The sequence below is a fragment of the Nocardioides eburneus genome, assembly GCF_040838215.1.
GTDB lineage: Bacteria > Actinomycetota > Actinomycetes > Propionibacteriales > Nocardioidaceae > Nocardioides > Nocardioides eburneus.
Genome location: NZ_JBFPJR010000016.1, coordinates 76,584 through 90,055 on the forward strand (window position 1 = coordinate 76,584; position 13,472 = coordinate 90,055).

Annotated in this window: 10 protein-coding genes and 1 riboswitch; of the genes, 8 read left to right on the forward strand and 2 right to left on the reverse strand. The window is 71.6% G+C overall.

Features of this window, described 5'->3' with window-relative positions:
* Window positions 1–197 precede the first annotated feature (197 nt).
* Window positions 198–1,364 (forward strand): ADP-forming succinate--CoA ligase subunit beta, encoded by a 1,167-nt coding sequence (sucC, locus tag AB3X52_RS11005; RefSeq protein ID WP_367994115.1) that lies wholly within the window; start codon window positions 198–200, stop codon window positions 1,362–1,364.
* Between the two features lie 17 nt (window positions 1,365–1,381).
* Complete coding sequence (gene sucD / locus AB3X52_RS11010; RefSeq protein WP_367994116.1) at window positions 1,382–2,278, forward strand: succinate--CoA ligase subunit alpha; 897 nt, start codon at window positions 1,382–1,384, stop codon at window positions 2,276–2,278.
* A 102-nt stretch (window positions 2,279–2,380) separates the two neighbouring features.
* On the opposite strand, the gene AB3X52_RS11015 is transcribed toward sucD, so the two are convergent.
* Entirely contained in the window at window positions 2,381–4,228 is a 1,848-nt protein-coding gene (locus tag AB3X52_RS11015; protein WP_367994117.1) for a sigma-70 RNA polymerase sigma factor region 4 domain-containing protein, read from the reverse strand.
* Between the two features lie 122 nt (window positions 4,229–4,350).
* Between AB3X52_RS11015 and AB3X52_RS11020 the strand changes: the two genes are divergently transcribed.
* From AB3X52_RS11020 to AB3X52_RS11040, 5 genes are all read left to right on the forward strand, one after another.
* Window positions 4,351–5,943, forward strand: a complete 1,593-nt coding sequence (locus AB3X52_RS11020) for a cell division protein PerM (RefSeq protein WP_367994118.1) — start codon at window positions 4,351–4,353, stop codon at window positions 5,941–5,943.
* A 10-nt stretch (window positions 5,944–5,953) separates the two neighbouring features.
* Window positions 5,954–6,583, forward strand: a complete 630-nt coding sequence (gene purN, locus AB3X52_RS11025) for a phosphoribosylglycinamide formyltransferase (protein WP_367994119.1) — start codon at window positions 5,954–5,956, stop codon at window positions 6,581–6,583.
* A riboswitch (ZMP/ZTP riboswitch) is annotated at window positions 6,581–6,670 on the forward strand. Its footprint overlaps the gene before it by 3 nt.
* Before the next feature lie 30 nt (window positions 6,671–6,700).
* Window positions 6,701–8,287: a bifunctional phosphoribosylaminoimidazolecarboxamide formyltransferase/IMP cyclohydrolase gene (gene purH, locus AB3X52_RS11030; RefSeq protein WP_367994120.1), complete on the forward strand. Its 1,587-nt coding sequence runs from the start codon at window positions 6,701–6,703 to the stop codon at window positions 8,285–8,287.
* A gap of 110 nt (window positions 8,288–8,397) precedes the next feature.
* Complete coding sequence (locus AB3X52_RS11035; protein WP_367994121.1) at window positions 8,398–9,249, forward strand: bifunctional methylenetetrahydrofolate dehydrogenase/methenyltetrahydrofolate cyclohydrolase; 852 nt, start codon at window positions 8,398–8,400, stop codon at window positions 9,247–9,249.
* A gap of 11 nt (window positions 9,250–9,260) precedes the next feature.
* Complete coding sequence (locus AB3X52_RS11040) at window positions 9,261–9,686, forward strand: DUF3017 domain-containing protein (RefSeq protein ID WP_367994125.1); 426 nt, start codon at window positions 9,261–9,263, stop codon at window positions 9,684–9,686.
* An 85-nt stretch (window positions 9,687–9,771) separates the two neighbouring features.
* On the opposite strand, the gene AB3X52_RS11045 is transcribed toward AB3X52_RS11040, so the two are convergent.
* A complete protein-coding gene (locus AB3X52_RS11045; protein ID WP_367994122.1) occupies window positions 9,772–10,911 on the reverse strand; it encodes an MIP/aquaporin family protein in 1,140 nt (379 codons plus the stop codon).
* A 219-nt stretch (window positions 10,912–11,130) separates the two neighbouring features.
* Here AB3X52_RS11045 and AB3X52_RS11050 point away from each other — a divergent pair, with 219 nt between their 5' ends.
* On the forward strand, window positions 11,131–13,338 hold the full coding sequence (locus tag AB3X52_RS11050; RefSeq protein WP_367994123.1) for an NADP-dependent isocitrate dehydrogenase: 2,208 nt from the start codon (window positions 11,131–11,133) through the stop codon (window positions 13,336–13,338).
* The last annotated feature ends 134 nt before the right edge of the window (window positions 13,339–13,472 follow it).

Consider the following 13,472-nt stretch of genomic DNA (forward strand, 5'->3'; position numbering starts at 1 on the left):
ATTTCCGCCAGCGCCGTGGCGGAGATGCGACAGTGCATGGCCCGATGTGCCCGGCGTGGCGTACGTCACGTCGGGCGCCCTGGTCTCGTCGTCGCTCGTGACCGAGGTCTAGGGTGCATCGCGGACAACTTCGACGCGTGGCAGCGCAACGCCCCCGTTCGCGCGCCCGTACCGCAATACGAAAACCAGGTGGATCAGTGGATCTCATGGAGTACCAGGCGAAGGAGCTCTTCGCCAAGCACGGTGTGGCGACCACCCTCGGTGTCGTCGTCGAGACCGCCGAGGCCGCCAAGGCCGCGGCCGAGAAGATCGGCGGCGTGACCGTCGTCAAGGCCCAGGTCAAGGCCGGTGGCCGAGGCAAGGCCGGTGGCGTCAAGCTCGCCAAGACCCCCGACGAGGCGTTCGAGTACGCCTCCAACATCCTCGGCATGCAGATCAAGGGCCTCACGGTGAACCGGGTCCTGGTCACGCCGGCGACCCCGCCGGAGGAGGAGTACTACTTCTCCTTCCTGCTGGACCGCTCCAACCGCCAGTACCTCTGCATCGCGTCGGTCGAGGGCGGTGTCGAGATCGAGGAGGTCGCCGAGACCAACCCCGACGCCATCCAGAAGATCGGCATCGACCCCGGCGCCGGCGTCGACGAGGCCAAGGCCCGCGAGATCGCCACGGCGGCCGCGTTCCCCGAGGCCGTCTTCGAGCAGGCCGTCGAGATGATCCAGGCGCTCTACAAGGTGTTCGTCGAGGAGGACGCCACGCTCGTCGAGGTCAACCCGCTCGCGCGGCTGGCCGGCGACAAGCTCGAGGCGCTCGACGGCAAGGTGTCGCTCGACGACAACGCGTCCGAGGTCCGTCACCCCGAGCACGAGGAGTTCGAGATCCGTGAGGAGGCCGACCCGCTCGAGGCGAAGGCCAAGGACCTCGGTCTCAACTACGTCAAGCTCGACGGTCAGGTCGGCATCATCGGCAACGGCGCGGGCCTCGTCATGAGCACCCTCGACGTCGTCGCGTACGCCGGCGACGACCACGGCGGCGTCAAGCCCGCCAACTTCCTCGACATCGGCGGTGGCGCCAACGCCCAGGTGATGGCCAACGGCCTCGACGTGATCCTCAACGACCCGCAGGTCAAGAGCGTCTTCGTCAACGTCTTCGGTGGCATCACCGCGTGTGACGAGGTCGCCAAGGGCATCGTCGGCGCGCTCGACATCCTCGGCGACGAGGCGACCAAGCCGCTCGTCGTCCGCCTCGACGGCAACAACGTCGAGCTCGGCCGTCAGATCCTCAACGACCGCAACCACCCGCTCGTCACCCAGGCGTTCACCATGGACGAGGGCGCCGACAAGGCCGCCGAGCTGGCGAACGCCTGAGACGGGGAGAGAAGAACATGAGCATCTACCTCAACAAGGACAGCAAGATCATCGTCCAGGGCATCACCGGCGGCATGGGTGCCAAGCACACCGCCCTGATGCTCGACTCCGGCGCGCAGATCGTCGGCGGGGTCAACGCCCGCAAGGCCGGGACGACCGTGACCCACAAGGACCACGACGGCAACGACGTCGAGCTGCCCGTCTTCGGCAGCGTCGCCGAGGCGATGAAGGAGACCGGCGCCAACGTGTCGGTCCTCTTCGTCCCGCCGGCGTTCACCAAGGACGCCGCGATCGAGGCGATCGACGCCGGCATGCCGCTGATCGTCGTCATCACCGAGGGTGTCCCGGTCCAGGACACCGCCGAGGTCTGGTCCTACCTGCAGGGCAAGGACACGCGCATGATCGGCCCCAACTGCCCCGGCATCATCACGCCCGGCGAGTCGCTGGCCGGCATCACGCCGCACACCATCACCGGCAAGGGCCCGGTCGGCCTCGTCTCCAAGTCGGGCACGCTGACCTACCAGATGATGTATGAGCTGAAGGACTTCGGCTTCTCCACTGCCATCGGCATCGGCGGCGACCCGATCATCGGCACCACCCACATCGACGCCCTCCAGGCCTTCGAGGACGACCCGGAGACCAAGGCGATCGTGATGATCGGCGAGATCGGCGGCGACGCCGAGGAGCGCGCCGCGGCCTACATCAAGGAGCACATCACCAAGCCGGTCGTGGGCTACGTCGCGGGCTTCACCGCTCCCGAGGGCAAGACCATGGGCCACGCGGGCGCGATCGTGTCCGGCTCCGCCGGCACCGCCCAGGCCAAGAAGGAGGCCCTCGAGGCCGCCGGCGTCAAGGTCGGCAAGACGCCGTCCGAGACTGCCGCGCTCATGCGCGAGATCCTTCAGGGTCTCTGAGCCCCCTTCCGCTCCACGCAGGCGCCCCGCACCGGTCACGGTGCGGGGCGTTTGCCTTGCCGGTCCGGTGCGCGCGCTCGGCCGACGACCGAGCGCGCCGGATCACAGGTGCGCGAGCCGGTCCGCCGCTCGGTCGGCGAGCCAGACGAAGTCGGCGGCGTTCATCCGCACGGACTTCGACGGGACGAAGCCGAGCTGCGCTACCCCGTCACCCTGGCGCGCGACGGCCATGAGATAGGTGACGTCGCTGGTCTTGGAGGTCTCGACGACGACCCGCCAGACGCTCACCTCGCGGCTGCCCTCGGCGCGGGTCGAGATCCGCGTCACGTGGCTGCCGAGCTCACGCTTGCTGCAGCTGCCGAGCTTGTCGCGGATCGTCGCGACGAACGCCGCGGCCGCCCGGGGGCTGCCCAGTCGGCCGATGGTCTCGGTCAGGCCGAACGCGGGGTCGAGATGGTCCGCGGTCGGGATGACGAAGGTGCGGGTGAGGTCTCCGGTGACCTTCGCGGTGTCGAAGCTGGTCTGGTCGCACCGCGTCGCCGCCAGGTTGGTGTGGGCGGCGGCCGGGGCGGTGCCGACCCAGGGCTTCGTCACCCCCGTGACCGGGGGGAGGTCCGTCTCGCCGAGGAGGGCGGGGTGCTTCCCGACCGGCAGTGCGGGGACGTCGGTCGCACGCGGCGCCTTCGTCGCACAGGCGCCGTGCCCGGGAAGGGTGCATGTGCGCTCGACCGCGGCGCCGAGGAGCTTCGTCGCGCGGGTCAGCGCAGGCTTCGTGCGCCCCGGCACGGTCGTCGCGACCGAGGTGACGAGGGCGCCGGTGCGGGCGACGCCGACGACGACGGCCCGCTCCGGGGCGTTCCAGTTGCGCAGCCCGACCACGGTCGCCTCGTCGCCGACGCCGGTCACCGACCGGGTGTAGAGCAGTTGGACGCGGGGCTCCTGGCAGCCGGCGTACCACTGCAGGGCGCGCTGGTAGGCCGCCTTCGCGGCCGTGCTGGAAGCGGAGGCCTCCGTGGCCTGGCCGGCCGTGACCGCGCGGCCGGGGCCGGTGTAGCTGCGGGCGAGCGCCGCCTCCGCCCTCGGGTCGGCGGACCGCGCCCGCTGGCAGGGCAACGAGAGGCCGGTGCCGCGCTTGTTGTCGGCCGTGATCGTGGTGGTCCAGCGTCCGCCGAGGTCGGCGGCGACGTCGGCGGAGTCGAGCAGGTCGCCCGAGCCGAGCGGATAGGCCGTGTCGCCGGTCGGTGTCGTGGTGTCGTCCTCGCTGCGGGTGTGGAGCGCTAGGGTGCGCAGGCCCGGGTGGGAGTCGGCCTCGTGGGCGACGAAGAACCCGGAGCCGACCAGTGCGGCCACGGCGGCGGCGACGCCCGCGACGGTGTGGGTACGACGCCGGGTGGAGCCGGCGCGGGTGAGGATCGTGCTGCGGGGCCAGCGCTGGGCGGCGACCACCTGGCCCATCGGCTCGAAGACGGTGAGGATGCTGCTGGCGGGCAGCCCGCGCGCGGCCGAGAAGGCCGCCGTCGCGGCCTGCAGCTCCCGCTCGGCGCGCGGTTGCGTGATGGCGACCTCGCGGGCCAGTTGCTCGAGCGAGACCGCGCTCAGGTGGGCGAGCAGCAGGACCTTGCGCTGGGTGATCGTGAGCTTGCCGAGCGCGGCGAGTGTCGCCCGGACGTCCTCGGGGATGTCCTTGTCGCGGTGGAAGTGTGGCACGGAGTGGCGCCGCTGCGCGCGCGACCAGGCGAGCGGGCGCACCCAATCCTCGCGGTCGTGGGTGTCCGGGTCGAGACGGCGCACCTTCCGCCAGTGGTGCCAGGCGATGACGAGCGCGTCACGGACGGCCTTCTGGGCCGCGGACAGGTCGCCGGTCAACGCCCAGGTCTGCAGGAGGAGCCGTCCGCGGACGTCCTTGTAGAACGACTCGAACGCCTGATGCTCAGCTGCTGCGGTCCCCATGACAGGCGGTGAGACTACGTCACCGCTGGTCACCCGTGGTCATGGACGGCCGCCGACGGCGCGGATGTGGTGTCGGCGTGCCTTCCGCGCCCGCCCTGCGTCGGGGGTGAGGATGGGCCCCGATGGCCTCCTTGCTGCAGTCTCCGCCCCGCACCCGACGCACCGCCGCCGAGGTCCGCGAGGACCTGCGTCACCGTCGCCCGCTGGTCGCGGTGGCGCTCCTCGGTGGAGCCGCGGCTGCCCTCGGTCCGCTGGTCGTCTGTCTCGCCGTCGGGGTGGTGGGCTGGTTCCTGAGCGACGCCGGCGCCCACGGCACACCGTCGGACGCCCTCCGGGTCGGCGCGCTCGGCTGGCTGATGGCGCACGGCTCCGGGCTCGTCGTCTCGGGCGCGCCGGTGACCGCCGTGCCGCTCGGGCTCACGCTCGCCTGCGCCTGGGCGATCTGGCGGGTCGGGCTCCGCGTCGGTGACTCGGTCTCCGGCCACGGCCCCGACCTCGACGCGCTCGCCGACGGCGAGCGTGACCTCACGGTGCCGGTCACCGCCGGCCTGTTCACGCTCACCTACGCCGTCGTCGCCGGTGTCGTCGTGGCGTTGGCCGGCTCCGCCGAGACCTCGCCGAGCACGGCCGGCGTGGTGGCCTGGTCCATCGGGCTCTGCGTCCTCGTCGGCGGTACGGCGATCGCCGTCGGCTCGGGGCGCGCCGCCGGCTGGGTGGCGCTGCTGCCGCCGGTCGTGCGCGCGACCGCGGCGACGGTGCGCACGATGCTGCTGGTCTGGCTCGGGGTCAGCGCCTTCGTCCTCGTGGCGGCCCTCGTGGTCGACTTCGGCACCGCCGTCAACGTGATGTCACAGCTCCACCTCGGCGCCGGCAGCGGGACCCTCTACACCCTGCTGAGCCTGCTCGTGCTGCCGAACGCGGCGGTCTTCTCCTCCGCCTACCTGCTCGGGCCGGGCTTCACCGTCGGCGTGGGCACGGTGGTCAGCCCGACCGCCGTCGCGCTCGGGCCGCTGCCCATGTTCCCTCTCCTCGCCGCGCTGCCCGACCCCGGGCCCCACCCGGCGTGGACACCGGCCCTGCTCGCGCTCGCGCCGCTCGTGGCGGTCGTCGCCGTCGTACGCGTGCAGCGGCGGCGGCCCACCCTCCGCTGGGACCACGGCGCCCTCCGCGGCGGCTGCGCCGGCGTGGTCTCCGGTGTCGTCATCGGTGTCGTCTCCGGGCTCGCCGGGGGAGCGGTCGGTCCCGGGCGGATGGCCGACGTCGGCCCGTACGCCGGTCAGGTGCTCGTCCACGCCATCGCCTGGTTCGGCGTGGCCGGCGTGCTCGCGGGCCTCGCGATGACCTGGTGGCAGCGCCGCACTCCGCCGGCCGACGTGGAGGCGGGGATCCCGGCCGAGCGCGTCTCGGCGTCCGCGTCGACGAGCGCGACGCGCGAGGACGACGCCGCCGAGGCGGAGCGGACCCAGAAGGTCGCCCGGGTCGACGTCGACCAGACCCGGAAGGTCGCTCGTCCTCGGCTGGGCGCGAGGACGACACAGCCCGAGGAGCCCGCCGAGCCGTCGGAGAAGTCGTCCGGGAAGTCCGAGGAGTCCCCGACGCCCGAGAAGTCGGCCGACGGGCCGGCTGAGGATCCCGGCGAGGACACGGCCATGACCGAGGTGATCGACGCCGCCGACGAGCCCGCCGAGAAGCCCGCCGACGAGCCCGGTCAGTAGACTTCCCGCCGTGTCGAACCCCCTGCGCCTGGTCGTCCTCGTCTCCGGCACCGGCTCGAACCTCCAGGCGCTGCTCGACGCCTGCGCCGAGCCGGCGTACGCCACCGAGGTGGTCGCCGTCGGCGCCGACCGCGACGGCATCCTCGCGCTCGAGCGCGCCGAGCAGGCCCAGATCCCGACCTTCGTGCTGAAGGTCGAGGACTTCGACGCCCGCGAGGCGTGGGACTCCGCGCTGATGGAGCAGACCGCGGCGTACGCCCCCGACCTCGTCGTTTCCGCCGGCTTCATGAAGCTCGTCGGGGCGTCCTTCCTGGCGCGCTTCGCCGGCCGCTTCCTCAACACGCACCCGGCGCTGCTGCCGTCGTTCCCGGGGATGCACGGCGCGCGGGACGCGCTGGAGTACGGCGTCAAGGTCACCGGCGCGACGCTCTTCGTCGTCGACGAGGGCGTCGACACCGGGGCGATCGTCGCGCAGGCGGTCGTGCCGGTCGAGGACGACGACACCGAGGAGACGCTCCACGAGCGGATCAAGGTGGCCGAGCGGCGGATGCTGGTCGACAGCATCGGCCGGATCGCCCGCGAGGGTTTCCACCTGGACGGCCGACGGGTTCGGTTCGGGGCGGCGCGGCCGATACAGTGAGGGCACACGACTGGCGCGGGTGGGTGACCACCGGGGAGTGTTGCCCGAGGACGGGCAGAGTCGGCATCGACCGCCTGGGTGCCCTCGTCGAACAAGCGACCCGATGAGGAGTGTGGCGTGACCACTGACCAGATCGCTGTGAAGCGCGCGCTGGTGTCCGTGTATGACAAGACCGGTCTCGAGGACCTGGTCAAGGCTCTCCACGAGGCGGGCGTCGAGCTCGTCTCGACCGGTGGATCGGCGAAGCTGATCGCCGACCTCCGCCTGCCGGTGACGAAGGTGGAGGACCTCACCGGCTTCCCCGAGTGCCTCGACGGGCGGGTGAAGACGCTGCACCCGCGCGTCCACGCCGGCATCCTGGCCGACCGCCGCCTCGACTCCCATGTCCAGCAGCTCAAGGACCTCGAGGTCGAGCCGTTCGACCTGGTCGTGGTCAACCTCTACCCGTTCCGCGAGACGGTCGCCTCGGGCGCGGCTCCCGATGACGTCGTCGAGCAGATCGACATCGGCGGGCCCTCCATGGTCCGCGCTGCCGCGAAGAACCATCCGAGTGTCGGCGTGGTGACCTCGCCGGCGCAGTACGCCGCGACCATCGAGGCCGTGCGGGCCGGCGGTTTCACGTTCGAGGCGCGCAAGCGGCTCGCCGCCGCGGCGTACGCCCACACCGCGGCGTACGACGCCGCCGTCGCGGCGTGGTTCGCGCAGAGCTACGCGCCCAGCGAGGACGGCTGGCCGGAGTTCGTCGGCTTCGCCTACGAGAAGGCCTCCACCCTGCGGTACGGCGAGAACCCGCACCAGGGCGCCGCGCTCTACCTCGCCGACGGCCGTCCGGCCGGCCTGGCGAGCGCCGAGCAGCTGCACGGCAAGGAGATGTCCTACAACAACTACGTCGACACCGACGCCGCGCGCCGTGCCGCCAACGACTTCGGCGAGCCCGCGGTCGCGATCATCAAGCACGCCAACCCGTGCGGGATCGCGGTCGGCGCCGACATCGCCGAGGCCCACCGCAGGGCGAATGCGTGCGACCCGGTGAGCGCCTTCGGCGGCGTGATCGCGGCCAACCGGCCGGTCTCCGTCGCGATGGCCGAGCAGCTGCGTGACACGTTCACGGAGGCGATCGTCGCGCCGGCGTACGACGACGGCGCGCTCGAGGTGCTGCAGAGCCTGCCGCGGGGCGGCAAGAACATCCGGATCCTGGTCGCGCCGGTCGAGGGCGGCGCCCCGGTCGAGACCCGCCCGATCTCGGGTGGCCTGCTGATGCAGGAGGTCGACCACGTCGACGCGCCCGGGGACGACCCCTCGTCCTGGACGCTCGCGACCGGCGAGGCCGCCGACGAGCAGACCCTGGCGGAGCTCGCCTTCGCCTGGAAGGCCGTGCGCGCCGCGAAGTCCAACGCCATCCTGCTCGCCAAGGACGGCGGCGCCGTCGGCATCGGCATGGGACAGGTCAACCGCGTGGACTCCTGCCGACTGGCCGTGGAGCGCGCCAACACCCTCGCCGGCGACGAGCAGCGGGCCGTGGGCGCCGTGGCCGCCTCGGACGCGTTCTTCCCGTTCGAGGACGGTCCGCAGATCCTCCTCGACGCAGGAGTGAAGGCGATCGTCCAGCCGGGCGGCTCCGTGCGCGACGAGCTCACCATCGAGGCCTGCCAGAAGGCCGGCGTGACGATGTACTTCACCGGCACCCGGCACTTCTTCCACTGACAGGCGCTCAGCATGAGGCGGACGGCTCACCCCAGGCCCGGAGCGTGGAACCCAACCGTACGACGGAAACGCGGCGCCTCATCCCGAACCACGACCGACAGGATGCAACCGTGACTGCACAGAAGCTGGACGGCACCGCGACGCTGAAGGCCATCAAGGCCGAGCTGGCCGAGCGGGTGGAGAAGCTCAAGGCCCAGGGCGTGCGCCCGGGTCTGGGGACCGTGCTGGTCGGCGACGACCCGGGATCGCACTGGTATGTCGCCGCCAAGCACAAGGACTGCGCCGAGATCGGCATCGAGTCGATCCGCGTCGACCTGCCCGCCACCTCGACGCAGGACGAGGTCGAGGCCGCGATCGACGAGCTCAACGCCGACCCGGCCTGCACCGGCTTCCTGGTGCAGCAGCCGACGGGGCTCGACGAGTTCGCCCTGCTCTCGCGGGTCGACCCGGCCAAGGACGTCGACGGCCTCCACCCCTACAACCTCGGCAAGCTCGTGCTCGGTGAGCCCGGTCCGCTGCCGTGCACCCCGGTGGGCTGCATCGAGCTGCTGCGGCGCCACGGTGTGGAGCTGAACGGCGCGGAGGTCGTCGTGGTCGGTCGAGGCATCACCGTCGGGCGCCCGCTCGGACTGCTGCTCACCCGCCGCTCCGAGAACGCGACCGTCACGCTCTGCCACACCGGCACCCGTGACCTCGCCGCCCACACCCGCAACGCCGACATCGTCGTCGCCGCCGCGGGCGTCCCCGGCATCATCACCGCCGACATGGTCAAGCCCGGCGCCGCGCTGCTCGACGTCGGTGTCTCCCGCGTCGACGGCAAGATCGCCGGCGACCTGGCCGCCGACGTCTGGGACGTCGCCGGCTGGGTGTCGCCCAACCCGGGCGGCGTGGGCCCGATGACGCGCGCCATGCTGCTCTCCAACATCGTCCAGACCGCCGAGCTCGCCGCCGGGAGGCTCTAAGTTTGACCCTTGTGCCCCCCAAGACCAGCGGCTCCGGAGCCGACGGCACCCCCGACGAGGTGCCTTCGGCCCCGGATTCGGTCGCGCCGCGTCCTGCGGAGTCGGCCGACGCCGCGGGGGAGGGGCCGGGTGACCCCGTCGAGGTCGCGCCCGTGGAGCACGAGCCTCGGCGGCATCCCTCGACGATCGGTGGCGCGGTCTACCTCGTGATCCTCGCTGCGACCATCGTGGGGATCGTCATCGTCTCCACGGGACGCTGGCGGACGGGCGTGCACTGGATGGGCGGCGCGCTCGTGGTCGCCTCCGGCGTCCGGGCGATCCTCCCGGCCCGGGACGCCGGCATGCTCGCCGTACGCAACCGCTGGTTCGACGCCGCGCTCCTCGTCGCCACCGGTGTCGCGCTCTGGATCCTGGCGTCCAGCGTCCCCGATGTCTGAGACCCCCTGACGTACGCCGACGGCCGGCCCGGTTCTCCGGGCCGGCCGTCGGCGTCGTGCGGGTGGTGGTGCGAGGAGAGGGCGGTCAGGCCTGCGGCGTCTGGCCGTTGTCCTCGATGGGGACCCACTGCTGCTTGGCGTAGTCCCAGCGCCAGCCGTCCTGCTCGTAGACCGGGAGCTCGCCCTCGGCGGCGGGCTGGGCGGGCTGCTGCCACGACTGGCCCGAGATCTGGGTCTGCTCGTTCGGGAGCTCCTGCTGCGGCGTCTGCGCGGCCGGCTGGCCCCAGTCCTGGGCCGCGGGAGCGGCGGGCTGCTGCGCGTACTGCGGGGAGGCCGGTGCCTGCGGGCCGGCGGCCTGCGCCCAGGGGTCCTGCTGGTTCCACTGCTGCTGCAGTTGGTCGGGCGCACCCCAGCCCGGGGCGACGGCCGGCTTGGCGGTGGCGAACTGCCAGCCGGAGCCCGGCACGGGCTCCTCGGCGCGTCCCCACAGGAGCGGGTAGACCACGCCGGCCAGGATGGCGCCGAGGAGCGGCGCGATGATGAAGAGCCACAGGTCCTTGAGCGCGTCACCACCGGCGAAGAGGGCCGGGCCGATCGAGCGGGCGGGGTTGACCGACGTACCCGTCAGCGGGATCGCCACGAAGTGGATGGCGGCGAGGGTGAGTCCGATCGCGAGCGGGGCGAGGCCGGGGTGCTCGTTGCGGGTGTCGGTGGTCGCCAGGATGATCAGGACGAAGATGGCCGTGAGCACGAGCTCGGCGATGAGGGCGCCCCACCAGCGGATGCCGCCGTCGCCGAAGGAGTTCTCACCGATGAAGAAGTCGGTGGAGTCATAGCCCTTGAAGCCGTGGGCGGTGATCCAGACGAGGAAGGCGCCGACGATCGCGCCGACGATCTGCGCCCCGGCGTAGTAGGCGGCCTCGATCCAGGAGATCCGGCCGGAGATGGCGGCGCCGACCGACACGGCCGGGTTGAAGTGGCCGCCGGAGATGCGGCCGAAGGCGTAGACGGTGACGACGATCGCGAGGCCGAAGGCGAGGCCGACGGTGCCGACGAACGAGGCGTTCACCTCCCGCTGGTTGGCGATCCAGGCGGCCGTCGCGGCGCCACAGCCGAAGACCACCAGGATCAGGGTGCCGATCGACTCGGCGGCGAGCTTCTGCACGAGTGTGGGTGCGGGCACCGCCGGGGCCGGCGGCATCGGTGTCGTCGTTTCCTCAGTCATGTCCCGTGAACTGCCCTTCGGTGTGAGAGTCGAAACCCGACTCGGTCTGCGCAAGACGTCTGAACAACATGCGGGTATGACGGCACTCTAGACCTTTCGGACTCCGGGTCCGGGGTGCGAAGGTGGCCCGGGACGGGGGTGTCACCGACGTCAGGTATCTTGACGTCAAGGGAATTTCCGTCTCGTCACTGCATCCGCATGTCAGGAGTCGCCGCACCCATGGCCAAGATCATCTACACCCACACGGACGAGGCGCCGCTGCTCGCGACGTACTCGTTCCTGCCGATCATCTCCGCGTACGCCGCGAAGGCCGGGGTGGAGGTGGAGACCCGCGACATCTCGCTCGCCGGCCGCATCCTCGCGCAGTTCCCCGACGAGCTGGGTGACAAGGCGGTGCCCGACGCGCTCACGGAGCTGGGCGAGCTGGCCAAGACGCCCGAGGCCAACATCATCAAGCTGCCCAACATCTCCGCCTCGATCCCGCAGCTCAAGGCGGCGATCAAGGAGCTCCAGGCCCAGGGCTACGCCGTCCCGGACTACCCGGAGAGCCCCGCGACGCCGCAGGAGCGGGAGATCCGCGCGAAGTACGACAAGGTCAAGGGCTCCGCGGTCAACCCGGTGCTGCGCGAGGGCAACTCCGACCGCCGCGCGCCGGCCTCGGTCAAGAACTACGCGAAGGCCCACCCCCACACCAACAAGCCGTTCGACGACGCCTCGAAGACGACCGTCGCGACGATGGGCGCCCACGACTTCAAGAGCAACGAGAAGTCCGTGACGCTGCCCGCCGACGACACGCTCTCGATCGTGCTCGAGACCACGGCCGGCGAGAAGGTCGTCCTCAAGGAGGGCCTCAAGGTCCTCGAGGGCGAGATCGTGGACGCGACCAGGATGTCGGTCGCCGACCTGCACGCCTTCCTCACCAACGCGCTCGCCACGGCCAAGGCGGAGGACGTGCTCTTCTCCGTCCACCTCAAGGCCACCATGATGAAGGTCTCCGACCCGATCATCTTCGGCCACGTCGTGAAGGCCTACTTCGCCGACGTCTTCGAGCGGTACGGCGCCGACCTCGCCGCGGCCGGCCTCTCCGCCAACGACGGCCTCGGCGCGATCCTCGCGGGCCTCGACACGCTGGAGAACGGCGCCCACATCAAGGCGGCCTTCGACGCGGCGCTCGCGTCGGGCCCGCGCCTGTCCTACGTCAACTCCGACAAGGGCATCACCAACCTCCACGTCCCCTCCGACGTCATCGTGGACGCCTCCATGCCGGCGCTCATCCGCAACGGCGGCAAGCTGTGGGGCGCCGACGGCGGCGAGGACGACACGCTCGCGGTCATCCCGGACAGCTCCTACGCCGGCGTCTACCAGACCGTCATCGACGACGTGAAGAAGAACGGTCCGCTCGACCCGGCGACGATCGGCAGCGTGCCGAACGTCGGCCTCATGGCGCAGGCCGCCGAGGAGTACGGCTCCCACGACAAGACCTTCGAGATCCCGGCTGCCGGCACCGTGCGTGTCCTCAACGCGGCCGGTGAGACGCTCCTCGAGCACGACGTCGAGGCCGGTGACATCTGGCGCGCCTGCCAGACCAAGGACATCCCGGTCCGCGACTGGGTCAAGCTGGCCGTCAACCGCGCCCGCGCGTCCGAGACGCCGGCGATCTTCTGGCTCGACGAGTCGCGGGCCCACGACGCCGAGCTGATCAAGAAGGTCGTGGCCTACCTGCCCGAGCACGACACCGAGGGTCTGGAGATCAAGATCCTGACGCCCGAGCTGGCGACGGCGTACTCCCTCGAGCGCATGCGCCGGGGCGAGGACACCATCTCGGTGACCGGCAACGTGCTGCGCGACTACAACACCGACCTCTTCCCGATCCTCGAGGTCGGCACGTCGGCCAAGATGCTCTCCGTCGTCCCGCTCATCGCGGGCGGCGGCCTGTTCGAGACCGGTGCCGGCGGCTCCGCGCCGAAGCACGTCCAGCAGCTCGTCGCCGAGGACTACCTGCGGTGGGACTCGCTGGGTGAGTTCTTCGCGCTGGTCCCGGCGCTGGAGAAGTACGCCGAGCAGGCCGGCACCCCGGGTGCGACGGTCCTCGCCGCCGCGCTCGACCGCGCGACCGGCAGCTTCCTCGAGAACGACCGCAGCCCGGGCCGCAAGCTCGGCACGATCGACAACCGCGGCTCGCACTTCTACCTGGCGCTCTACTGGGCGCAGGAGCTCGCGACCCAGACCGAGGACGCCGACCTCGCGGCCGCGTTCAAGCCGCTCGCCGAGTCGCTCGCGGCCAACGAGGAGAAGATCGTCGGGGAGCTCCTCGCCGTCCAGGGCAAGCCCGCGGACATCGGCGGCTACTACCGACCCGACGACGCCAAGGCCTCCGCCGTCATGAGGCCGTCCGCGACCTTCAACGAGGCGCTCGCCTCGTTCTGACCCATCGCCGGGCCGGCCCACTGGTCGGCCGGGCCGGCGTGAATGGTTGGCCGAGTCGGCGTCCATGGACGCCGACTCGGCCCGTGTCGCTCGATCGAGTCGGCGCGTGCGCACGGACGACGTGCGCACGCGCC

What these genes read in the sequence shown, in the direction of transcription:
- AB3X52_RS11020 (WP_367994118.1), top strand. Translation starts at nt 4,351, where the DNA reads ATGGCCTCCTTGCTGCAGTCTCCGCCCCGCACCCGACGCACCGCCGCC.
- sucD (WP_367994116.1), top strand. Translation starts at nt 1,382, where the DNA reads ATGAGCATCTACCTCAACAAGGACAGCAAGATCATCGTCCAGGGCATC.
- AB3X52_RS11050 (WP_367994123.1), top strand. Translation starts at nt 11,131, where the DNA reads ATGGCCAAGATCATCTACACCCACACGGACGAGGCGCCGCTGCTCGCG.
- AB3X52_RS11015 (WP_367994117.1), bottom strand. Translation starts at nt 4,228, where the DNA reads ATGGGGACCGCAGCAGCTGAGCATCAGGCGTTCGAGTCGTTCTACAAG.
- AB3X52_RS11045 (WP_367994122.1), bottom strand. Translation starts at nt 10,911, where the DNA reads ATGACTGAGGAAACGACGACACCGATGCCGCCGGCCCCGGCGGTGCCC.